The organism is Pseudoxanthomonas sp. SL93 (genome assembly GCF_026625825.1).
GTDB lineage: Bacteria > Pseudomonadota > Gammaproteobacteria > Xanthomonadales > Xanthomonadaceae > Pseudoxanthomonas_A.
In genome coordinates this window covers 2,425,784-2,447,142 of the sequence record NZ_CP113065.1, presented here as the reverse complement: position 1 = coordinate 2,447,142, position 21,359 = coordinate 2,425,784, and the positions used below count along the sequence as shown (strand labels likewise).

At 67.6% G+C, this 21,359-nt stretch carries 20 protein-coding genes; 9 read left to right on the top strand and 11 right to left on the bottom strand.

Features of this window, described 5'->3' with window-relative positions; translation table 11 throughout:
* Positions 1-61: 61 nt before the first annotated feature.
* Together OVA13_RS11625 and prmA are read right to left on the bottom strand one after the other, a co-directional pair.
* On the bottom strand, positions 62-1,012 hold the full coding sequence (locus OVA13_RS11625; protein ID WP_267790642.1) for a DUF3426 domain-containing protein: 951 nt from the start codon (positions 1,010-1,012) through the stop codon (positions 62-64).
* Positions 1,013-1,072: 60 nt separating this feature from the next.
* Positions 1,073-1,990 (bottom strand): 50S ribosomal protein L11 methyltransferase, encoded by a 918-nt coding sequence (gene prmA, locus OVA13_RS11620; protein ID WP_267790641.1) that lies wholly within the window; start codon positions 1,988-1,990, stop codon positions 1,073-1,075.
* A gap of 148 nt (positions 1,991-2,138) precedes the next feature.
* On the opposite strand from prmA, the gene OVA13_RS11615 reads away from it, so the two are divergent.
* Positions 2,139-3,071 carry a hypothetical protein gene (locus OVA13_RS11615; protein ID WP_267790640.1) on the top strand — a complete coding sequence of 311 codons (933 nt, stop codon included), beginning with the start codon at positions 2,139-2,141 and terminating at the stop codon, positions 3,069-3,071.
* Complete coding sequence (locus tag OVA13_RS11610) at positions 3,068-3,424, top strand: hypothetical protein (protein ID WP_267790639.1); 357 nt, start codon at positions 3,068-3,070, stop codon at positions 3,422-3,424. Before OVA13_RS11615 ends, OVA13_RS11610 begins: the two co-directional genes overlap by 4 nt.
* Positions 3,425-3,510: 86 nt before the next feature.
* Here OVA13_RS11610 and OVA13_RS11605 read toward each other — a convergent pair whose 3' ends face one another.
* From OVA13_RS11605 to cutA, 8 genes are all read right to left on the bottom strand, one after another.
* On the bottom strand, positions 3,511-4,737 hold the full coding sequence (locus OVA13_RS11605) for a hypothetical protein (protein WP_267790638.1): 1,227 nt from the start codon (positions 4,735-4,737) through the stop codon (positions 3,511-3,513).
* Positions 4,738-4,903: 166 nt separating this feature from the next.
* On the bottom strand, positions 4,904-6,271 hold the full coding sequence (accC, locus tag OVA13_RS11600) for an acetyl-CoA carboxylase biotin carboxylase subunit (protein WP_267790637.1): 1,368 nt from the start codon (positions 6,269-6,271) through the stop codon (positions 4,904-4,906).
* On the bottom strand, positions 6,261-6,680 hold the full coding sequence (locus tag OVA13_RS11595) for a four helix bundle protein (RefSeq protein ID WP_267790636.1): 420 nt from the start codon (positions 6,678-6,680) through the stop codon (positions 6,261-6,263). Before OVA13_RS11595 ends, accC begins: the two co-directional genes overlap by 11 nt.
* 10 nt (positions 6,681-6,690) lie before the next feature.
* Complete coding sequence (gene accB, locus OVA13_RS11590) at positions 6,691-7,167, bottom strand: acetyl-CoA carboxylase biotin carboxyl carrier protein (RefSeq protein WP_267790635.1); 477 nt, start codon at positions 7,165-7,167, stop codon at positions 6,691-6,693.
* Between the two features lie 112 nt (positions 7,168-7,279).
* The gene (gene aroQ, locus OVA13_RS11585; RefSeq protein WP_267790634.1) at positions 7,280-7,723 is read right to left on the bottom strand and encodes a type II 3-dehydroquinate dehydratase; all 444 of its coding nucleotides are present in this window, start codon (positions 7,721-7,723) and stop codon (positions 7,280-7,282) included.
* A 223-nt stretch (positions 7,724-7,946) separates the two neighbouring features.
* A complete protein-coding gene (locus OVA13_RS11580; RefSeq protein ID WP_267790633.1) occupies positions 7,947-8,540 on the bottom strand; it encodes a TlpA family protein disulfide reductase in 594 nt (197 codons plus the stop codon).
* Positions 8,537-10,843 carry a protein-disulfide reductase DsbD family protein gene (locus OVA13_RS11575; protein WP_267790632.1) on the bottom strand — a complete coding sequence of 769 codons (2,307 nt, stop codon included), beginning with the start codon at positions 10,841-10,843 and terminating at the stop codon, positions 8,537-8,539. Before OVA13_RS11575 ends, OVA13_RS11580 begins: the two co-directional genes overlap by 4 nt.
* Positions 10,844-10,861: 18 nt before the next feature.
* Positions 10,862-11,182, bottom strand: a complete 321-nt coding sequence (cutA, locus tag OVA13_RS11570; protein ID WP_267790631.1) for a divalent-cation tolerance protein CutA — start codon at positions 11,180-11,182, stop codon at positions 10,862-10,864.
* A gap of 205 nt (positions 11,183-11,387) precedes the next feature.
* Between cutA and groES the strand changes: the two genes are divergently transcribed.
* Both groES and groL read left to right on the top strand, forming a co-directional pair.
* Complete coding sequence (gene groES / locus OVA13_RS11565) at positions 11,388-11,678, top strand: co-chaperone GroES (RefSeq protein ID WP_267790630.1); 291 nt, start codon at positions 11,388-11,390, stop codon at positions 11,676-11,678.
* Positions 11,679-11,739: 61 nt separating this feature from the next.
* Positions 11,740-13,380: a chaperonin GroEL gene (gene groL, locus OVA13_RS11560; protein WP_267790629.1), complete on the top strand. Its 1,641-nt coding sequence runs from the start codon at positions 11,740-11,742 to the stop codon at positions 13,378-13,380.
* Between the two features lie 66 nt (positions 13,381-13,446).
* Here groL and OVA13_RS11555 read toward each other — a convergent pair whose 3' ends face one another.
* A complete protein-coding gene (locus OVA13_RS11555) occupies positions 13,447-14,760 on the bottom strand; it encodes an aminotransferase class V-fold PLP-dependent enzyme (RefSeq protein WP_267790628.1) in 1,314 nt (437 codons plus the stop codon).
* A gap of 124 nt (positions 14,761-14,884) precedes the next feature.
* Here OVA13_RS11555 and OVA13_RS11550 point away from each other — a divergent pair, with 124 nt between their 5' ends.
* The 5 genes from OVA13_RS11550 (at position 14,885) to OVA13_RS11530 (ending at position 21,354) form a co-directional block, all read left to right on the top strand.
* Positions 14,885-15,493 (top strand): DUF6445 family protein, encoded by a 609-nt coding sequence (locus tag OVA13_RS11550; RefSeq protein WP_267790627.1) that lies wholly within the window; start codon positions 14,885-14,887, stop codon positions 15,491-15,493.
* A 222-nt stretch (positions 15,494-15,715) separates the two neighbouring features.
* Complete coding sequence (locus OVA13_RS11545; RefSeq protein ID WP_267790626.1) at positions 15,716-16,789, top strand: 3-deoxy-7-phosphoheptulonate synthase; 1,074 nt, start codon at positions 15,716-15,718, stop codon at positions 16,787-16,789.
* Between the two features lie 121 nt (positions 16,790-16,910).
* Positions 16,911-19,262, top strand: a complete 2,352-nt coding sequence (locus OVA13_RS11540) for an EAL domain-containing protein (RefSeq protein WP_267790625.1) — start codon at positions 16,911-16,913, stop codon at positions 19,260-19,262.
* Between the two features lie 123 nt (positions 19,263-19,385).
* Positions 19,386-19,817, top strand: a complete 432-nt coding sequence (locus tag OVA13_RS11535; protein WP_267790624.1) for a DUF2141 domain-containing protein — start codon at positions 19,386-19,388, stop codon at positions 19,815-19,817.
* A gap of 10 nt (positions 19,818-19,827) precedes the next feature.
* Positions 19,828-21,354 (top strand): carotenoid oxygenase family protein, encoded by a 1,527-nt coding sequence (locus tag OVA13_RS11530; protein ID WP_267790623.1) that lies wholly within the window; start codon positions 19,828-19,830, stop codon positions 21,352-21,354.
* The last annotated feature ends 5 nt before the right edge of the window (positions 21,355-21,359 follow it).

The window sequence follows — 21,359 nt, the reverse complement described above, 5'->3', positions numbered from 1 at the left end:
GGGGACGAGTCTAGCGCCTGATCGCGGTGCGTGCATCCGCTTTTTGATGAATCCGGGCCGCTTAACGGAAGTCGAAGGAAAAGGCCACGACATTCGCGCTGGGCTCGCGTACGCGGACAGCCACCTGGGCGCTCTGGCCCGGTGCGATGCCGTCCTGCGTGGCCTCGTCGGTCAGGTAATCCCCGGGCTGCAGGGCGCGGACACCCAGGGTGCGGCCGTCGGCGTCCTTCAAGGTCAGCAGGATCACTGGCCAGGCCTGCGTCCAGCGCGCATCGTTGCGGAAGGTCGCCTGCGCCTGCAGTTGTCCCGGAGCGCCCGGCACCGGCCGCACGTCGCGGCTGAGCATCGCGAAGGCCGCGGGTTCGCGCCAGATGGGGACGTCGCAGCGGAATATCCCGCAGAGCGCCATCACCACGGGGCGCCATGCCGCCTGCGTCGCCAGGCGGTCGCGGTCCGCCAGCACGACCTGCATGCAGAGCAGCAACAGCAGCGCAGCCAGCACGCCCCACTGCCAGCGTGCCGCGCGTGCGTGCACCGGCGTGGTGCGGGCGGCACGCGTGAAGCGCGGCATGGGTGCAGGTGTCGCGCGGGTGGCAGGGGCTGGCGATGCAGGCGGCAGGCTGCGCGTGCCGATGGTGCTTGCGGCTTCGTCGGCGGATGTGGCTTCCCCGCTGGACGCTGCGAGGTCCGCATCATCCCGTTGCCCGGGCTCCAGGGATTCGTGCGCCGCGTCGGACGAAATGGGTGTAGCGGAATCAATGGCCACGGTTTCGTCCGCCACAGTCGGTCTCGCGTCTCCCTGTGCGGTGTCAGTGGCATCGGCGGCCGGCGCATCATCGGAGGTTTCGATCCCCGTGGCCGCAGGTTGCAGGTAGGTGGCCAGACTGGGTGTGGTCGTGGCGGGCGATTCACTTCCCAGTGCCTTGCCGCATCGCGGACAGGCCGGCGGCAACGCGCGGGTCTGCGGATGCTGGGCGACGAGGAACTGGCAATGCGGGCACGTGGCGAACATGGGCTTATTCAACCATGCGCGATGCGACGCGTGTTGTGACCCCGCGCCGGCGACGCATGCTCAGCGGCGCACGCCGTCGATGCGCATCCAGTCGCCGTCCTGGGTGGCCACCAGAGCGTCGAACCAGGGACGGTAGCGCAGCAGCAGATCATCCTCCTGGCCTTTCAGGATGCCCGACAGCGCGATGCGTCCACCCGGCGCGACGCGCGATGCCAGCGTGTCGGCCAGCGCATCCAGCGCCGAGGCGAGGATGTTGGCCACGACCACCGGGTAGGTGGCCACGGGTTCGTCGTCGGGCAGGTATACCGCGAAGCGCGCGTCCACCTGATTGCGTTGCGCATTGTCCGCGCTGGCCAGCAGTGCCTGCGGATCGTTGTCGACGCCGACCGCAGCGGGGGCGCCGAGCTTCAGCGCCGCCAGGGCGAGGATGCCGGAGCCGCAGCCGAAATCCAGTACCCGTGCGTTGGCCAGCAGGCCTTCCCCCGCGAGCCTGTCCAGCCAGCGCAGGCAGAGCGCGGTGGTGGGATGGGTGCCGGAGCCGAATGCCAGGCCGGGGTCCAGCCGCACGATGGCGGCATCCGCGCTGCGCGCGTCTTCGGGCACCTCGTGGTTCCAGGGCACGATGAAGGTGCGCGCGCCGAAGCGCATCGGCTTGAACTGGTCCAGCCACGCGCGCTCCCAGTCTTCGTCCTGCACCGTGCGGAAGCCCGCCTGGGTCCAGTCCAGCGCCGGATCGAAGGCCTCCAGTGCGGCCAGCAGCAGCAGCGGGTCGGTGTCCTCGGCAAACAGCGCGGTCAGCACCAGGGCCTTCCACAGCGGGGTCTCGCCGACGCCGGGCTCCAGGATCGCGTGCTCGTTGCTGGTGTCGGCATCGGCGTCCAGCAGCGTCACCGACAGTGCGCCGACGTCTTCCAGCGCGTTCTCGTAACGCGGCTGTTCGGCTTCGGTGCAGCGCAGGGTCAGTTCCAGATAGGGCATGGTGGTGGGGCGTGGCGACAGGGAAAGGGGATTGTCGCATGGGGTCCTCGGCAGACCCGCCGCGTTCAGGCGACGAAAGGCCGTCGCAGCGGGTCGGGCGAGGGCCTTCCGCGTTGAAAGGGGGTCGCGCGGCCCGGATAATCGGTGCATGACCCGGAAGCCGCTGTTGCTGTCTGCGCTGGTGGGCCTGCTGGGTGTGTTGGCGTGGATTCCGCTGCGTCATGCCGGGCAGGCCGTGCCGCGCGTGGCGGAACCGGAACCGCTCCCGTCGGCGCAGGCCTCGCGGGATGCGGCCCCCGTGCAGGCGCTGCGGCCCACCCCGGTGGCGATGCGTGCGACGTTGTCGATGTCGCCGCTGCGGCGCGCGTTCGAAGAAAGCCCCGACCTGTTCGCCTATACGCAGACGCTGATGGCCAGTGCGGTTGCCGGCGATGCCGATGCGATGTGGCTGCTCAGCCTGGTGCAGGACTACTGCGCGGGATACGCCTCCGATCCGGCGACCTACGCGCATGACACCCAGGTCATCGCGCGCCTGGGGCTTTCCAATGGCGCGGCGATGGTGTCGGCGCGCCAGCGCGTGCAGCAGCGGTGCGGGCGGTTCGTGCCGCAGGACGGGTTCTCGCTGCCGAAGATCATCACCCAGCGCGTGCAGGCCGCCCAGGCCGGCAGCCTGGCCGCCGAGGCGTCGTTGCTGGCGATGGAGCAGCCGCTGCGCGACGACGAAGCCTACCGTCGCGACCTGGTGCTGCGCGTGCTCGAGTCGCGCGATCCCTTCGCCTTCGTCGCGATCGCGCCGGCGATGGGCACGGTGGGCGGGGCGCACCGGGAAACGCTGGGCGACGTGTCGGGCAGCGACCTGTCGGAAATCGCGTGGCGCATCGCCTCGTGCCAGCTCGGCATGGATTGCAGCCCCGCCGGCGCGATGATGACCAATTACTGCGTCAATGGCGGCATCTGCTCGCAGGACGAATCGCAGGACTTCACCACCTTTGCGCGCGATGCCGGTGTGCCGCGCCAGGGCGTGGACAACGTGGACGAGATGGTGGGCACGCTGTTGTCCCACCCGGGAGTGGACGGATGAAATACAAGCGCACGCGGCCCGGAGTGAACCTCCTGGTCTGGAGCCTGGTGGTGGTGGCCTATGCGGCCGCGGCCGCGACCCTGGTCATCGAGACGCGACAGCCCGAATACCGGGACCTGACGCGGGTGGCGCACATGACCATCCATCTGCCGGACGATGCGCGCCGGCTGGGCGCAGCGCAGGTGGCCGCCCTGTACCGCGCACGCAGCGGCACGCCGTTCTCCACGCTCGCGCCCGGCAGCACGATCAAGGTCGTATGGCCTGACGGTTCGTCCGAAACCGTGCGGGTGACCGATCCTTCGTCGCCGCTGGGTGCGACGCCGGTGAGGGGGACGCAGGTGCCCGCACCGTAATGCGCACCGCTGTCTGAAACATGCGCGAAGAAGGGCCGGGAACAGTCCCCGGCCCTTCGTTTTTCTGATGGCGCGCAGCGCGCCCCTCAACCGCCGATGATGCCCTGCAACAGCCTGCGCAACGGCTTCTTCTCTTCCTGCGGCTTCTGTTCGTCTTGCGCTTCCATGTCCTGCAGCTGCGACAGATCCATGCCCAGCATCGCGCCGCCGGTGGACTTGGTGCGCACGCGCACGTTCCATTCCGGATTCCAGGGCTGCTTGGGATCGGCGGGTTTCGGCGGCCAGGCGATGTGGCTTTCCGGGCCGTAGGCGATGATGCTGAGCAGGCCACCACCGCCCTCGCTGCCTTCGCCGGCGTCGGCGAAGATGCCCTTGGGGATCGCGCACTGGTTCGCGCTGGCGGGAAGCAGGACCTTCTCCTTCAACCAGCGCTCGATCAGCGAACCGCCCAGGTAATCGACTATGCCCATGCCGACGTCGGGGACTTCCGCGCTGCTCCACAGCACGACGTCCTTGCCCTTGGCACCGATGGCATGCAGGAAGTACGCCTGCGCGCGCTCCACCGGCGACCATCGCCAGGTCTGGCCATCCGCCAGCGTGCCGCTGCTCTGCAGCGCGACCCTGGGCATGAAGTCGGCCACCTGTTTCAGCTCGAACTTCAGCGATTCCGGCACGCCTGCGCCGGTGACCTGATGCGCGCCCTGCAGTGACGCGCCGTCAGGCACACGCTTGCCCGATTTCGGGTTGGGCCACAGCGCATAGGCCGGATCGGGATCGATGGTGCGGTCGGGTGCGTAACGTCCCTGCATGGAGCCATTGACTTCCACCTTGCCGCCGCTGGCACTGAGCGTGATGACCCTGGGCTGTCCCTTGCGCACGGTGTCGCCACATCCCCAATAGATCAGCAGACGCGCCTGGCCTTCGGGTGGCTTGTACTCGCCGGCGTGATCGACAGGCTCGCCCTTGCGCACCGGCGGCACCAGCGGCAATGTCTTGCCCAGCTTGAGGCCGGCGGGAACCAGCTGCTGCGCTTCCTTGCCTGGATTGAGGCGGTTGTGCAGGGCGATGTCGAGGTATTGCCCGGGCATGGCGGGCATGCGCGTCTGGCCGTAGTGCGCCTGCATGGCGCCTCCCCCCATCATCCGCGACGCCAGTCCACCCATCGCGCCCATGTCGGGCATGCCGGCCATGCTGTGGGTGGCCACGTCGATCCACACCTGCGTGGGTGGGCCCGCGGGCGGCGCGCTGGAAGCGGGTGCTGCCGCAAGCGTGATGCAACAGGCGACGAACAGGGAGCGGTGGACGGGGCGCATCGGCATGTCTCGTGGAGAAAGGGGTCCCTTCCTCCAACGCCGGAGCGCTGCGTCCCCGGACATGCAACGCCAATGGCTGATGCCACATTGACGCTGCGATGCGGGTGTGCCGTGGCCTGCGGAAACGGCAGGACGGCGGTGTCGCCGTCCTGCCATGCGAGTCGCTTCAGACCAGTGCGATGGTCTTGTTCTTGCGCTCGGCCAGGCGCTTTTCCAGGTAGTGGATGTTCTGGCCGCCAGCCTGGAACCCCTGGTCGCGCATGATGCGCTGCTGCAGCGGGATGTTCGTCTTGATGCCGTCCACCACCATCTCGCTGAGCGCCACGCGCATGCGCGCGATGGCGGTTTCGCGGTCGGGACCGTGCACGATCAGCTTGCCGATCATCGAATCGTAGTTCGGCGGCACGCGGTAGCCTTCGTAGATGTGCGTATCCACGCGCACGCCCGGGCCACCCGGCGGATGGAAGTGCTGGATCAGGCCCGGGTGCGGCATGAACGTATCCGGATCTTCCGCATTGATGCGGCACTCGATGGCATGGCCGCGCATCACGATGTCGGACTGCTTGATGCCCAGCTTCTGCCCGGCGGCGATCTTCAACTGCTCGCACACCAGGTCGATGCCGGTGATGCGCTCGGTGACGGGATGCTCCACCTGGATGCGGGTGTTCATCTCGATGAAGTAGAAGCGGCCGTCCTCGTACAGGAATTCGAACGTGCCGGCACCGCGGTAACCGATGCGCAGGCAGGCTTCCACGCAGACCTTGCCGATTTCCGCGCGCTGTTCGTCGCTGATGCCGGGGGCCGGTGCTTCCTCCACCACCTTCTGGTGGCGGCGCTGCATCGAGCAGTCGCGCTCGCCCAGGTGGATGGCGTTGCCCTGGCCGTCGGCCAGCACCTGGATCTCCACGTGGCGCGGATTCTCCAGGAACTTCTCCATGTAGACCTCGCCATTGCCGAACGCGGCCTTGGCTTCGGACTTGGTGGTCTCGATGGCGGCCTTCAGTGCGCCTTCGACATGCACCACGCGCATGCCGCGGCCACCACCGCCGCCGGCGGCCTTGATGATCACCGGGTAGCCGATCTCGCGCGCGATCTTGGTGTTGGCGACGATGTCGTCGCCCAGCGGACCACCGCTGCCCGGCACGCACGGCACACCGGCGGCCTTCATCGCGCGGATCGCCTCGACCTTGTCGCCCATCATGCGGATGGTGTCGGCCTTGGGGCCGATGAAGATGAAGCCGGACTGCTCCACGCGCTCGGCGAAGTCGGCGTTCTCCGACAGGAAGCCGTAGCCCGGGTGGATGGCCTGCGCGTCGGTCACCTCGGCAGCGGCGATGATCGCCGGGATGTTGAGGTAGCTGTCCTTCGACGCGGCCGGGCCGATGCAGACCGACTCGTCGGCCATGGCCACGTGCTTGAGGTTGCGGTCGACGGTGGAATGCACCGCGACCGTGCGGATGCCCAGGGTGTGGCAGGCGCGCAGGATGCGCAGCGCGATCTCACCCCGGTTGGCGATGACGACTTTATCGAGCATGGGAGGGCCGTGATTCGTGATTGGTGATGGGTGATTCGGGGGTCGTTCTGCTGACGCTGGTCATCAGTGCGTTCAACCTGGCGAATGTACGGTCGAGCGTGGATTGCAGTTCGGGCGACGGGGAGGCAAATCCAAGCCGGATGGCGATTTCAATCTGAGTATCCAGTTCGGAAAGCGAACCGCGCGCGATGGATAGAAAGCGAACCAGTTCGGGTGTGGATTTGCGTGCCGCACCTTCCGCTATATTCGATGGAACGCTTACTGCTGCACGCCTAATCTGCGAAGTCAGTCCAAATCTCTCTTCTTGAGGGAAGCCTGCTGAATATGCGTAGATGATCGTGACAAGGTCCATGGCGTCACGCCAGACATCCAGTCGCTGGTGTGGTCGCTCTTGCGAATCACTTCTCACGAATCACCAATCACCCGATGACGAACAGCGGCTGGTCGAACTCGATCGGCTGGCCGCTTTCGGTCAGGATCGCCAGCACGGTGCCGGATACGTCGGCCTCGATGGGGTTGAACATCTTCATGGCTTCGATGATGGCCAGCGTGTCGCCGGCCTTGACGGCCTGGCCGACGCTGACGAACGCGGGCTTCTCCGGCGACGGCGAGGCGTAGAAGGTGCCGACCATCGGTGCGCGCACCACGTGGCCGTCGGGCAGGTTGTTGCCGGGCTTGGCCGAACCGCCCGTGGAGGCCTCGGTCGGCGAGCTCATCGGCATCGGCGCGGCCGGGCGCGGTTCGGCGTACGCCACGGGCGCGGGGGCCGGCACGGCGTAGCCGCCCTTCGGCGTGCGGGCCAGGCGCACGGATTCCTCGCCTTCCTTGATCTCGATTTCTGCCAGGTTCGACTCTTCCAGCAGGTCGATCAGTTTCTTGATTTTGCGGAGATCCATAGGGGCCTCGTATACGGTGGATGCAGCGGTGGAAAGAAGGCGGCGGCGCGGCGCGCCGGCGGGACGGGCGGCTTTCAGCCGGCGCGTCGGAACGGGGTGTTGTCGTCGTGGGTCATGCGGCTGCCACCCGGGCCAGCGCGGCGTCCAGGGCGTAGCGGTAGCTGTCGGCGCCGAAACCGCAGACCACGCCGACCGCCTTGTCGCTGAAGTAGCTGGTATGGCGGAACGGTTCGCGGGTATGCGGGTTGGACAGGTGGATTTCGATGTAAGGCAGGGCCACCGCGGCCAGTGCGTCGCGCAGGGCGACGGAGGTGTGGGTGAAGGCGGCGGGGTTGATCAGGATGAAATCGGTGCCGTCGGTGCGGGCGGCCTGCACGCGTTCGACCAGGACATGCTCGGCGTTCGACTGGACGCTTTCCAGCTGGTGGCCGGCGGTCTTGGCCTGGGCCGTCAGCGCCAGGTCGATGTCTGCCAGGGTCGCGTGGCCATAGACCTCCGGCTCGCGCGTGCCGAGCAGGTTGAGGTTGGGGCCATGCAGGACCAGCAGCTTCGCCATTCGCGTCTCCAGCGGAAGGGCGGCAGTCTGCTTGAACCCGGCGATGCTGTCCAGTTCGCCGAAGTTTGCCTCGTTTTAATCGATTGTTTGAATTCCGGCGGCGATCACGCGGGATCCGTGGCGCCTGCGGCTTTCGGCGGCGCGATGCCGTCGGCGACGCGTCAGTGAGGGCCCCGTGAAGGCAGGAAGCCTGCCTGTTCGACGATCTTGAGCGATGGCGCTGTCAGTCGACCCAGCCACTGATCTCGCCGTGCTGGAACGGTCCCACCTTCTGCCGGACGATGCGGCCATCGGCACCCACCAGCACGGTATACGGCAGCACGCCCTTGGCATTGCCCAGCCAGACGCTGGCATCGGCCGGGCCGGGGGTATCCAGCACGATGGGGTAGCTGACCGGTACCCGTGACAGGAAATCGCGGACGCCCTCGGGCGTGTCCAGGGCCAGCCCGATCACCTGCACGCCGTCGTTCGCTTGCGAGGCCGCGAACCGTTCCAGTTCGGGCATCTCTTCGATGCAGGGCCCGCACCAGCTGGCCCAGACATTGATCAGCAGGCGCCTGCCGGGGTGGTTCGCGGCCAGATCGACGATCTTGCCGTCCAGTCCGGGCAGTGCGATGCGCGGCATGGGGTCGCCGATCCCCGCGGGCGTGAACCCGGCGGGAGGCGCGGGCGCCGTCGCGTTCACGGCGGCGTGCAGGGCGCGCTCGCCGGGGGCCGTGCGCCACAGTGGATTGCCGTTGAACCAGGCGCTGGCCAGCAGGCCCAGTCCGCCTGCCAGAACCGCCACCAGCAGGATGCGCGGGGTGGTCGCCTTCATCGCGCCGCCCGTGCCAGGGCGTCGCTGACCAGCTCGTGGGTCAGTACGGTGGGAAGCACCTCGCCTTCGCCGCCGTCGCGCGGATACACCACGTAGAGCGGCACGCCGACCGCCTTGTGCTCTTCCAGGAAGGTGGTGATGGCCGGGTCCACGTTGGTCCAGTCGCCGGTCATCATCACCGCCTCGTGCGATGCCAACAGCTCGCGGAAGGCCGGCTTGTCCAGCACGGCCTTTTCATTGGCCTTGCAGGTGACGCACCAGTCGGCGGTCATGTCGACGAAAACGATGCGGCCTTCGGCGCGCAGCGCCGCCAGGCGTTCGGCGGAATACGCCACCTGGCCCGGCTCGGTCACCGCGGCGCGCGTCGCCTGCGGCAGGCGGTGCGCCAGCGCCAGCGGCAGCAGCGATGCCACCACCACCAGCACGGACAGCGTTCGCTGCAGCGGGGCGCTGCGCAGGCGAAGGCGCTGGAACCACCACAGCCCCAGTGCCAGTACGACCAGTCCGGCCAAGGCCAGCCCCACCGCATCGATGCCGCGCTGCTTGCCCAGCACCCACAGCAACCACGCGGCGGTGAGATACATCGGGAACGCCAGCACCTGCTTCAGCGTTTCCATCCATGTGCCCGGGCGCGGCAGGCGGTTGGCCAGCGCGGGAATGAAGCCGATCAACAGGAAGGGCAGGGCCAGGCCCAGGCCCAGCACCGCGAACACCAGCAGGGCCAGCACAGTCGGCGCCGTGAAGGCATAGGCCAGCGCCAACCCCATGAACGGTGCCGTGCACGGGCTGGCCACCACCACGGCCAGCACGCCGGTGAAGAAATCGCCCGCCGGCCCCGTGCGCTGCATCAGTCCATGGCCGGCCCCCGCCAGCCGATAGCCGACGGCGAACACGCCCGACAGGCTCAGGCCCACGGCGAACATCACGTACGCCAGCAATCCCACCACCCAGGGCTGCTGCAGCTGGAAACCCCAGCCCAGTGCCTGGCCGGCGGCGCGCAGCGAAATGGCCAGCGCGCCCACCGCGACGAAACTCACCAGCACGCCGGCGGTGTACCAGAGCGCGCTGCGCCGTGCGTATCCCCCGCTGCGCCCGCTCTCGGCCAGCGACAGCGCCTTCAGCGACAGCACCGGCAACACGCACGGCATCAGGTTGAGGATCAGGCCGCCCAGCAGCGCCAGCGCGAGTGCCGCGAACAGCGTGGTGGGTCCCCGCTGGCTGCGCGCCAGGACATCCTCCGGCGGGCGCGTGCGTTCGACATCGGCGGGCGGTGCATCCGCCGATGCCGCCTCGGCACCGGCAGGCGTCGCATCGGTCGCGCCGGCCACCGCCGCGCCCGGCAGCGGTTCGATCAACGGAGCGACGGCGGGGGCAGGTGCGTCCGCAGGCGTCACCTCGCCGGCCGGAAGCGACAGCTTCACCCGGCGGGTCATCGGTGGATAACAGATGCCGTCAGCCTGGCACCCCTGGAACGTGACCCGCAACGTCGCCTGCGTCGCCTTGGCGTGCGTGCGCCGCAGCGGGACGGGTACTTCCGCCTGGTCGAAGTAGACCGTCACCTCGCCGAAGTGTTCGTCGCGGTGCGCGACGCCGGCCGGCCAGCGCGGGGCCAGCAAGGACACGGCCGGGTCGCCTTCCAGCGCCATCGACGTGCGGTCGCGGTACACGTAGTAGCCGCGGGCCGGCGTGAAGCGCAGCAGCAGCTGGTTGCCGTCGAACGCGATCGCCTCGAACGCGAACGCCTGTTCGGCAGGCAATGGCAGCGCGTCCACCGCCCCGGTCGCCGGCTTGCCCAGCAGTGAGCCGGCCTGCAGCCCCGGCCCGGTCAGGGGCGTGAAGCCCGCGTCCCTGCCGCCGCCTTCCACGGGCAATGCCACGGTCAGCGTGCGGGTCTGCGGCGGATAGCAGATGCCGGCGTCGGCGCAGCCCTGGTACCTGATCTTCAGGCTGACGCTGTCGGCGCCCGCCGCGGCCTGGCCGGGAAGGATGGCGAGCAGGTCGCCGCGGTAGGTTTCCACGTCGCCGAAGAATTCATCGCGGTACGCCTTGCCCTTGGGCATCTGCAGCGGCTGCGCGGCAAAGCCGGTCCCCGCTTCCACGCTGGTGCGGTGGCGATAGAGGTAGTAGCCCTCGGTGATCTTCCAGCGGATCTCGATGCGGTCCCGGCTGGGCGCACTGGCCGTCAGCACGAAGGCCTCGTCCACCGGCAGCAGGTCGTCCTGGGTGATCGCCGCCGCCGGTTGGGCGGTCAGCGCGGCCAGCGGCAGCAGCAGGAAGGCGAGCAGGGTGCGGATCAGGGTCATCGGGTCGCTCGGGCAGGGTCAGTCGGCACGGGTCTGGTCGGCCACCCAGTCCGCGTAGGCGGCCAGGCCGCTGGCGGTTTCGACCACCAGCACCTCCGGCAGTTCATAGGGGTGCAGCTCGACAAGTCGGCTGGTCAGTGCCTCCAGCCGGTCCGGGCTGGTCTTGATCAGCAACTGGACCTCGGTGGCCTGCTCCACCTTGCCTTCCCAGCGGTAGGTCGACACGACGCCGGGCAGGGCGCTGACGCAGGCGGCCAGTCGTTCGTCCACCAGGGCGCGCGCCATCCGGTCGGCGGTCTCGGCATCGGGGCAGGTGGACAGGACGAGGAGTACAGGCATGGGCCGGCGATTATCGCAGACCGGCCCGCCGGACCGGCCCTGCGATTTCTTTGCAGGCGGCCCTTGAATCGCGCCGGCCCATCCCAACATCTGCTGCATCCCGGCCTGGCCGGGTTTTTGTGCCCGTGGCGTTGGCAGTCTCCCGTGGAGAGTGCTAACATCGCCACCCCTTTCCCAGTGCAATCAATCACTTAAGAGGATTGAAATGAGCAATATCAAGCCGCTGTACGACCGCGTGGTCATCAAGCGTATGGAAGAAGAGAAGGTGTCCGCCGGTGGCATCGTGATCCCCGACTCGGCCACCGAGAAGCCGATCAAGGGCGAAGTCATCGCCGTGGGCGCCGGCAAGGTGCTGGACAACGGCAGCGTGCGTGCCCCGCTCGTCAAGGTCGGCGACAAGGTGCTGTTCGGCAAGTACAGCGGCACCGAAGTGAAGCTGGACGGCACCGACTTCCTGGTGGTCAAGGAAGACGACATCTTCGCGATCCTCGGCTGATCGCCGCGGATTCCGCACCCCTTTTCATCACTGAACCTTTTTCAGAACTGAGGTAATCGCAATGGCTGCCAAGGACATTCGTTTCGGCGAAGACGCTCGTACGCGCATGGTGCGCGGCGTGAACATTCTCGCCAATGCCGTCAAGGCCACCCTGGGCCCGAAGGGCCGCAACGTCGTGCTCGAGAAGAGCTTCGGCGCCCCCACCATCACCAAGGACGGCGTGTCCGTCGCCAAGGAAATCGAACTGGCTGACAAGTTCGAGAACATGGGCGCGCAGATGGTGAAGGAAGTCGCTTCCAAGACCTCCGACAACGCCGGCGACGGCACCACCACCGCCACCGTGCTGGCGCAGGCGCTGATCCGTGAAGGTTCCAAGGCGGTCGCCGCCGGCATGAACCCGATGGATCTGAAGCGCGGCATCGACAAGGCCGTGGTCGCCGCCGTGGCCGAGCTGAAGAAGATCAGCAAGCCCACCGCCGACGACAAGGCCATCGCCCAGGTCGGCACCATCTCCGCCAACTCCGACAGCAACATCGGCGACATCATCGCCGAAGCCATGAAGAAGGTCGGCAAGGAAGGCGTGATCACGGTTGAGGAAGGTTCGGGCCTTGAGAACGAGCTGGACGTGGTCGAGGGCATGCAGTTCGACCGCGGCTACCTGTCGCCGTACTTCATCAACAACCAGCAGTCGCAGCAGGTCGAATTCGACGACCCCTTCATCCTGATCCACGACAAGAAGGTCTCCAACGTCCGCGAACTGCTGCCGGTGCTGGAAGGCGTCGCCAAGGCCGGCAAGCCGCTGCTGATCGTGGCCGAGGAAGTGGAAGGCGAAGCGCTGGCCACCCTGGTGGTCAACACCATCCGTGGCATCGTGAAGGTCGCCGCCGTCAAGGCGCCGGGCTTCGGTGACCGCCGCAAGGCCATCCTGGAAGACATCGCCACGCTGACCAACGGCACGGTGATCTCCGAGGAAGTCGGCCTGCAGCTGGAGAAGGCCACCATCAACGACCTGGGTCGTGCGAAGAAGGTCGTGATCTCGAAGGAGAACACCACCATCATCGACGGCGCCGGCGATGCCGAGCGCATCCAGTCGCGCATCGGCCAGATCAAGGCGCAGATCGAAGAAACCTCTTCGGACTACGACCGCGAGAAGCTGCAGGAACGCGTGGCCAAGCTGGCCGGCGGCGTTGCCGTGATCAAGGTCGGTGCCTCGACCGAAATCGAAATGAAGGAAAAGAAGGCCCGCGTCGAAGACGCCCTGCACGCCACGCGTGCGGCGGTGGAAGAAGGTGTGGTCCCGGGCGGCGGCGTGGCCCTGATCCGTGCACTGCAGGCCATCACCGGCCTGAAGGGCATCAACGAAGACCAGAACCACGGCATCCAGATCGCCCTGCGCGCGATGGAAGCCCCGCTGCGCGAAATCGTCACCAACGCCGGCGAAGAGCCCTCCGTGATCGTCAACAAGGTCAAGGACGGTTCGGGCAACTTCGGCTACAACGCGGCCAACGGCGAGTTCGGCGACATGATCGAGTTCGGCATCCTGGACCCGACCAAGGTCACCCGTTCGGCCCTGCAGAACGCGGCGTCCATCGCCGGCCTGATGATCACCACCGAAGCGATGGTGGCTGAAGCGCCGAAGAAGGAAGAGCCGGCCATGCCGGGCGGCGGTGGCATGGGCGGCATGGGTGGCATGGACTTCTGAGTCCGGCTTCCCGTTCCATCCGCACCACGGAGAACCCCGCCGCGAGGCGGGGTTTTTCTTTGCGCGTCAGGCCGCGATGGCGCGTACCGCGGCCAGCGCTTCATCCACCTCCGCGGCCGTGTTGACCAGGCTGGGCGCCAGCCGTGCATGGGGGACCGCATACGGACTGGTGCTGGCGATGACGCGACGTGCGAGCAACTGCTTGACCACCTCCTGCGGCGTGACGCCCTCCACTTCGAATGACACCAGTCCTGCCGACAGGGCCGCGCTGCGCGGTGTGTGCACCGTTACCTTCGGCAGCGTGGCCAGGCCCGCCTTCAGCTGTTCGTTGAGCGCGGCGATCCGCGTCGCCACGCGGGCACGCCCCATCTGCCTGTGCATGCGGAACGCGGCCGCCAGCGCCCACTGGTGCTCGAACGCATGGAAGCCGCCGGGCGACATGCGCGCGGCGTTGCTGGCGCCGGCGGGCAGGCGGTCCTGCGTCCACGCCGTGTAGCTCTCCAATTCCGAGAAGTTGGGGATCAGCGGCCGCAGCCGTGCCCAGTTCGCCGCATCGGCCCAGACGATGCCGGTGCCACGCGGACCGAACATCCACTTGTGCGTGCCGGCGCAGAAGTAGTCCGCCCCCATCGTCGCGATGGTCTCGTCCGCCGCGCCCAATCCATGCACGCCATCGACGACCAGCAGTGGGGGCTGCGGCAGGCCGCGCAGCATCGCGCTGATCTCGCGGACCGGCAGGCGGATGCCGGTGCTGGAATGCACCCACGTCACGCCCACCACCTTCGTCTGCGGGCGGATGGCGGCTTTCAGGGTGCCGACGATCTCGTCGGTGCTGGCGTCGTGCGATGCCTTGAACAGCGCGATCTTCCGCACCGACGCACCGCTGCGCAGCGTTGCCAGGCGGATCGACTCGTGGTGCGAATAGTGGTCATGCACGGTGGTCAGCACTTCGTCGCCGCGCTGCAGTGGCAGCCCGTGGTAGACCAGTGCCAGGCCTTCGGTGGTGCTCCGCGTCAGGCAGACGTCCTGGCCGCGCCCTCCCAGGTAGTCGGCGACTTCCGCGCAGACCTGCAGGGGAAGATTGTGCGCGTCATCCTCGAACATCGCGCGTTCGACGAACAGGAATGGATTGGCGTCCACCGCCCGCCGATAGCCCTCCAGTGCCTCCCGCACCGGTACGGGATGGCTGGCGATGAAGAACGAGGCGAAATGGCGATACGCGGGGTCCAGCGCGAACTGCGCGCGCACCGCGTCCCAGTCCGACAGGTCGGGCAAGGGCGGCGTTTGCGCAGCCACGGCCGCCAGCAGCGGACCCGGCAGCAGTGACGTGGCCGCAAGCGCGACGGGGGCAGCCAGCAGCTGGCGACGACTCAGGGACATGGCACACCCTCGGTGGCGTCCGCGATGCGCAGACATGAAGCCAACGCAGTGGCGCCCGTCATGCGGCCACCCATCGGGCTGCGTGTGGCTTGTCCTGCGGCACGCATGCGACTAGCCTCCCCGCATGCCGACCTCCCTGATCGTTGTCGATGATTTCCTGGGCACCCAGGACGCCCACGCCCTGCGCGACGCTGCCCTGCGCCTGACGTATCCGGACGTGAAGGGCCCTTTTCCCGGGCGAAATTCACTGGAGCGCATCGAGATCGACGGCCTGGCCGACGCGGCTTCAAGGTTGACCGGCGAACGACTGAAGCCGATTTCGCCGTTGCAGTCGCATGCGAAATTCCGCATCACGCTGGCCGACGATGTCGGCCATGCCAAGGTGCACATCGATCAGGCCTACTGGTCCGGCATCCTGTATCTCAGTCGGCCGGAAGACTGCCGCGGCGGCACCGAATTCTTCCGCCACCGTGCCAGCAACTCCGACCGCGCCCCGATCACGGATGGCGAACTGGCTGCGATGGGCTTCGCCACGCACGCGCAGATGCACCAGGAAATCATCGAGAAGCACAGCAACGACGATGCCGCTTGGGAGCCGACCATGCAGGTGCCGATGCGCTTCAACCGGCTGGTGCTGCTGCGGCCGTGGCTGTGGCATACCGCGGGGCCTGCGTTCGGCACCTCGCCAGAGAACGGACGGCTGGTCTACCTGATGTTCTTCGCCGCGGGCTGACCCGCTTCAATGTTGCGGATGAAACATTCGCCATCGCCCGAAAGCCGTGTTATCACTGCCCGCGGAATGAACCTGACCCTCGCCCGCTTTTATTTCTGGTATCACGGCTATCCGATGCCGCAGGCGGAGTAAGGGCAGCATTCATTCTAGGTACCACACCAGAAGAATCCCCTTGAAGCCGCCAGCGAACCTGGCGGCTTTTTTATTGATCCGGAGAACCCCATGCCCCCCCATACCGACGACCTGCGCATCCGCACACTGGACACGCTGGTCACCCCCGCCGACGTCATCGCCGAGATTTCCTGCGACGAGCGCGTATCGCAGACCGTGTCCGAGGCGCGCGACGCCGTGCACCGCATCCTGCATGGCCAGGATGACCGCCTGATCGTGGTGATCGGCCCGTGCTCCATCCACGACCCTTCCTCGGCGATCGAATACGCAACGCGCCTTCGCCCGCTGCGCGATGCACTGGGCGCGGAACTGGAGATCATCATGCGCGTCTACTTCGAAAAGCCGCGCACGACGGTCGGCTGGAAGGGCCTGATCAATGATCCCGCGCTGGACGGCAGCTTCAACATCAACCAGGGGCTGCGGTTGGCGCGCCGCCTGCTGCGCGACATCAATGCGCTGGGCCTGCCCGCGGGTTGCGAGTACCTGGACACCATCTCGCCGCAGTACATCAGCGATCTGGTGGCGTGGGGGGCGATCGGCGCGCGTACCACCGAAAGCCAGGTCCATCGCGAGATGGCCAGTGGTCTTTCGTGCCCGGTGGGTTTCAAGAACGGCACCGACGGCAACGTCAGGATCGCGGTGGACGCGGTGGGCGCGGCCTCGCATCCGCACCATTTCCTGGCGGTGACCAAGGACGGACGATCGGCCATCGCCGCGACGGCCGGCAATCCCGATTGCCATGTGATCCTGCGCGGCGGCATGACACCCAACTACGACGCCGCCAGCATCGACGCCGCCAGCCAGGTGCTGGTCAAGGCCGGATTGCCCTCGCGCCTGATGGTGGATGCGAGCCATGCCAACAGTGGCAAGAATCCCGACAATCAGCCACAAGTGATCGATGACATCGCAACGCAGTTGGAAGCAGGCGAACGACGGGTGGTCGGCGTGATGGTCGAGAGTCACATTGTCGGGGGCCGACAGGACCTGGTGCCGGGGCAGCCGCTGGTCTATGGACAGAGCATCACCGACGGTTGCCTGGACTGGGAACGTTCGGTGCAGGCACTGAACCGGCTGGCCGACGCGGTGCGCCGTCGCCGCACCGCGCGTGCGGTGCGGGCCGCGTGAGAAATCCGCGAAGGATGCGTTGGTTGTCCTGGGCCGACCACGAGAGGGTAATATCGGTAGCGCATGCAGGGATCAATGTGACTTACTCACATTGAAGGCGGCGGCGCCCAGGAGATGGCGCATGTGGTCGTTCTGGAGTTCGTTGCGCAGGTGCTGGGCGCTGCCCGATGCGGATGAGGAAGCGCGGGCGGTGCTGCTGGATCGACAGCTGCGCCACCTGTTCCGGATGGTGCCGTGGCATGTCGCCTCCACGTTGTTGACCGGTGCCGGCGTGGCGTATGTCATGGCGCCCTTCCTTGCCGGTCATGCTTGGCAGGCGTGGGCACTGTGCCTGCTGGCCACGCATCTCGGATGGGTCGCCCAGGCCACGCGCCGTCTCCGGCAGATGGAGCGCGGCGACAAGGGCGCATTCACGATCAGTGATCTCAGACAGTCCGCGTTCTGGTGCGTGCTGTGCGCGTGCACCGGTGGGGTCGGCCTGTATCTCGCCGCGCCGCTCGCCGCCAGTGATGGCAGTCGTCTGTTGCTGGCGGCATATACGCCCGCGCTGATCGCGACCGGCGTGCTGGTGGGCGTCACCGCGCCACTGGTGGCATTCCTCTGGCTGGTCATCCTGACGGTCGCAGCCTGCCTGGTCGTCGGCCGGCTGGATTTCATGGCGCAGGGCATGACCATCGCGCAACTCTGCTGTTACGCGACGATGCTGACGATCACGTTGTTGTTCGTTTCACGCACGCTGGTGCGGCGGATCGAAGCCGAGATGGCGGCCGAGCGCCAGCAGCAGATCATCGGCCTGTTGTTGCGCGACTTCGAACAGAATGCGAACGACTGGCTGTGGGAAAGCGATTGCCAGGGGCACCTGACGCGGGCCAGCGTCCGCTTGTCGCAGGTGCTGGAAAAGAGCGAGGACACCATCGTCGGTGCCGAGATCGCGGGGTTGTTCTCGCAACGGCGGCTGCTTTCGCTGCGCAGCGACCAGGACGTCGGCCCCGACGCCTTGCGTGCAAGGTTGGCCAGCGGCGTTTCTTTCAGCCGGGTCGTGGTGGAGGTGAAGCACGCGGATACCGTCCGCAGTTGGGCGGTGAGCGCCAAGCCGCTGAAGTCCGAGGCCGGCGAGTGGACAGGATGGCGTGGCGTGGGCTGCGATGTCACCGATGCACGCGCACGCGAAGCGGAAGACATCCTGCGCGAACAGCGCCTGCATCACCTGGCCAACCACGATGCCCTGACGGGCCTGCCCAATCGTCGGGCCTTCCTTTCCGTGCTGCCAGGCGATGGCCGGGGCACGGGCTACCAGGCCATCGCACTGGTCGACCTGGACAACTTCAAGATGGTCAACGACAGCCTGGGTCACTCCGTGGGTGACGACATCCTGCGCGTCGTGGCGGCGCGCCTGCAGGCGATGTGCCAGCCGGGAGACTATCTTGCCCGGCTGGGAGGTGACGAATTCGCGCTGCTGCTCTCGGAAGGGCGCGCGCCGGACCGGGGTGCCGCCGTGCTGGCCCGCCTTGAACGCGTGCTGGAAGCGCTGCGGGTTCCCGAGGAAGTCAACAGTTTCCGCGTCGACGTACGTGCGAGCATCGGCTGCGCACTCGTCGAGGCGCCCGACCAGCGCTTGGAAGAGCTGCTGCGGCGCGCCGACACCGCGCTCAATGTGGCCAAGAAGGAAGGGCGCGACACGGCGCGCCTCCATGTGCCGGCGATGAGCGAGCGGCTGGAGGAGCGGCTGGCGATGGTGAGCGACCTGTCCCTGGCCGCCGGCGCCGGCCAGCTGGAGCTGCACTATCTTGCGCTGCGTACGTCGGACGAGCTTCGCGTGCACGGCTACGAAGCCCTGCTGCGCTGGCGCCATCCCCTGTATGGATTCCTGTCGCCGGCCACCTTCATCCCGGTGGCGGAGGAGTGCGGCCTGATCGTGCCGATCGGGTTGTGGGTGCTGGAGCAGGCCTGTCGCGATGCACTGGCCTGGCGCTGGGACATCAGCGTGTCCGTCAACGTGTCGCCCCTGCAGTTGACGACGTCGAACTTCGTGGAGTCGGTAGTGGCCGTGCTGCACCGGGTCGGGTTTCCGCCCCAACGGCTCGAGCTGGAGATCACCGAATCGGCGATCGCACGCGATCCCGTCAGTGCACGCGCCATGCTGGGGCGCCTGCGCCATTACGGCATCCAGATCGCCATCGACGACTTCGGCGTGGGGTATTCGTCGATGGCGCAGCTGCGTGAACTGCCGTTCGACCGGATCAAGCTTGACCAGTCCTTCGCGGCCGGCTTGCGCAAGGAAGACGCGGCCGGCATGTCGCGTTCGATCATCGCCTCGGTGATCAGCCTGGCGCGCTCGCTGGACATGACGGTTACCGCCGAGGGCGTCGAGGACAGGGAGCAGCTGGAAATCCTGCGCGCCCTGGGTTGTCCATCCGTGCAGGGCTTCATCCTGGGCGGTCCCGTGCCGGCCCGGCTGCTGGAAACCGCCTGAGCCGCCCCGGGTTGGCCCTGGCCCGTGTGACTTCCGGCAGGTCGAAATGATGACGCCCGGCATCTGACGCCGCGCGGGCGGGTGCGCAGACTGGTTCCACTGCCCACCACCCGAGATCCCGCCATGAACCGCACCGCCCGCCGTACCGTCGCCCTGGTTGTCCTGATCGCCAGCGTGTATTGCGCCCATGCGCAGGCCGCCGAGCTGACCGTCGTGCTGCGCGACGTGCGCGCGCAGACCGGGCTGGTGAAAGTGGCGCTTGTCGATTCCCAGGCAGGCTGGGACGGCCAGGCGGCGCCGGTGCAGGCGACGGGCGGTCCGCCGAATGGGGAAACCGCGACGTTCGTCTTCAAGGACGTGGCACCCGGCGCTTACGCGGTGATGATCACGCATGACGAAAACGGCAACGGCAAGCTGGACAGCAACCAACTGATCGGCATGCCGGTGGAAGGCTACGGCTTCAGCAACAACCCGCGCGTGATGCGCAAGCCGACCTGGGACGAGGCGCGCTTCGAGCTGACGGCCGACCAGTCCATCGACATCACCCTGCGCTGAGGACCACGCCATGCGCACCGTCGAAACCAGTCGCCGCCGTTTCCTCCGCCACCTCCTCACCGGCGCCACCGCGCTGGCCATCACACCCGTGCTGCTACGCAGCGAGCTGGCCCATGCGGGCGACCCCGCGCGCTTCGCCGACGGCCTGCGGCAGCACCCCTGGCTGGCCGGCTGGAAGTCGGTGGAAACGGCATCGCTGGGTCCCGCGACGGTCGAGCTGGAAGGCCGGCTACCGCCCGGCTTCGCCGGCACGCTCTATCGCAATGGACCCGCGTGGACCGAGCGCGCCGGCTTCCGCTACGAGCACTGGTTCGATGGCGATGGCATGGTGCATGGCTGGACGTTCGGCGAGGGTCGCGTCACCCATCGCGCGCGCATGGTCGCCACGCCCAAGTTCACCCGCGAGCAGCAAGCGGGCCGCTTCCTCTATCCCACCGCCGGCACGTCCATCCCCGACATGCAGCCGCTGCGCAACAACGACGATGCCAACACCGCCAACACCTCGGTCACCATGATCAACGGCCGCCTGTTCGCGCTGTCCGAGGCAGGGTCCGCGTTCGAACTGGATCCGGACCAGCTGACGACGCTGGGCCCCGTCACCTGGCGCCCCGACCTGGCGGCACTGCCTTTCTCCGCGCATCCGCTGGTGGACCGCGATGGCTCGTCGTGGAATTTCGGTTCCATCTCGATGATGGGCGGCAACGGCCTGCTGGTGTGGCATATCGGTGCGGACGGGGCGCTGGTGTCGGCGGATGTGCTGGAAACCCCCGTACACGGCTACCTGCACAGTTTCGCGATGACCGACCGGCACCTCGTTTTCGCGCTGATGCCCTACCACTATGCCGACGGGCAGGGCGCGTTCTTCCAGCGGATGCGGTTCCAGGCGGACCAGCCCCTGCGCATCGCGGTGGTGGACAAGAACAGTCCCTCGCGGGCGCGCTGGTTCGAAGCCGATTTCGCCGCGATCTACCACTTCGGTGATGCGCACGAGCGCAATGGCGAAATCGCGCTGCGTGCGGTGAAGCACTCCGATCTGGACGAGGCCCGGTCGCCGATGCAGGCCGCCATGAATGGCCGGCCTGACGCCCAGGGTGGCCACGGCGCGCTGCGCGAACTGGTGCTGGACCTGCGCGGCGGCGCGGCGCGCTGGGAAGACACCGGCGTCGCCGGCATCGAGTTCCCCGTCTTCGATGCGCGCACGCCCGCGTCCCGCGCCGCGGGCCTTTACGCACCGCTGCAGGACGGTGAAGCCAACGCGCCGTACTTCAATGCCATCGGCAGCTTCGACGTGGGCCGCGGCACGCGGCAGGTGCATCGGTACGGCCGCGACGTGCTGGTGGAAGAACACCTCTTCGTAGCCCGCCCGGGCAGCCACGCGCCGGATGATGGCTGGCTGGTCGGCACGCTGCTGGACGCGGCACGGGGGCGCAGTGGCATCGCCGTGCTGGATGCGCGCCGCGTGGCGGAGGGCCCGTTGGCGCAGGCCTGGCTACCGTATGCCTTTCCACTGGGCTTCCATGGGCATTTTTCCGCCTGACGCCG

Coding starts and splice junctions, on each gene's coding strand:
- accB (WP_267790635.1), bottom strand. CDS start 7,167: ATGGATCTCCGCAAAATCAAGAAACTGATCGACCTGCTGGAAGAGTCG.
- OVA13_RS11610 (WP_267790639.1), top strand. CDS start 3,068: ATGAAATACAAGCGCACGCGGCCCGGAGTGAACCTCCTGGTCTGGAGC.
- OVA13_RS11550 (WP_267790627.1), top strand. CDS start 14,885: ATGCCGACCTCCCTGATCGTTGTCGATGATTTCCTGGGCACCCAGGAC.
- cutA (WP_267790631.1), bottom strand. CDS start 11,182: ATGCCTGTACTCCTCGTCCTGTCCACCTGCCCCGATGCCGAGACCGCC.
- OVA13_RS11540 (WP_267790625.1), top strand. CDS start 16,911: ATGTGGTCGTTCTGGAGTTCGTTGCGCAGGTGCTGGGCGCTGCCCGAT.
- OVA13_RS11625 (WP_267790642.1), bottom strand. CDS start 1,012: ATGTTCGCCACGTGCCCGCATTGCCAGTTCCTCGTCGCCCAGCATCCG.
- groES (WP_267790630.1), top strand. CDS start 11,388: ATGAGCAATATCAAGCCGCTGTACGACCGCGTGGTCATCAAGCGTATG.
- OVA13_RS11615 (WP_267790640.1), top strand. CDS start 2,139: ATGACCCGGAAGCCGCTGTTGCTGTCTGCGCTGGTGGGCCTGCTGGGT.
- OVA13_RS11555 (WP_267790628.1), bottom strand. CDS start 14,760: ATGTCCCTGAGTCGTCGCCAGCTGCTGGCTGCCCCCGTCGCGCTTGCG.
- aroQ (WP_267790634.1), bottom strand. CDS start 7,723: ATGGCGAAGCTGCTGGTCCTGCATGGCCCCAACCTCAACCTGCTCGGC.
- OVA13_RS11535 (WP_267790624.1), top strand. CDS start 19,386: ATGAACCGCACCGCCCGCCGTACCGTCGCCCTGGTTGTCCTGATCGCC.
- OVA13_RS11530 (WP_267790623.1), top strand. CDS start 19,828: ATGCGCACCGTCGAAACCAGTCGCCGCCGTTTCCTCCGCCACCTCCTC.
- OVA13_RS11575 (WP_267790632.1), bottom strand. CDS start 10,843: ATGACCCTGATCCGCACCCTGCTCGCCTTCCTGCTGCTGCCGCTGGCC.
- accC (WP_267790637.1), bottom strand. CDS start 6,271: ATGCTCGATAAAGTCGTCATCGCCAACCGGGGTGAGATCGCGCTGCGC.
- OVA13_RS11545 (WP_267790626.1), top strand. CDS start 15,716: ATGCCCCCCCATACCGACGACCTGCGCATCCGCACACTGGACACGCTG.
- OVA13_RS11605 (WP_267790638.1), bottom strand. CDS start 4,737: ATGCGCCCCGTCCACCGCTCCCTGTTCGTCGCCTGTTGCATCACGCTT.
- OVA13_RS11580 (WP_267790633.1), bottom strand. CDS start 8,540: ATGAAGGCGACCACCCCGCGCATCCTGCTGGTGGCGGTTCTGGCAGGC.
- prmA (WP_267790641.1), bottom strand. CDS start 1,990: ATGCCCTATCTGGAACTGACCCTGCGCTGCACCGAAGCCGAACAGCCG.
- groL (WP_267790629.1), top strand. CDS start 11,740: ATGGCTGCCAAGGACATTCGTTTCGGCGAAGACGCTCGTACGCGCATG.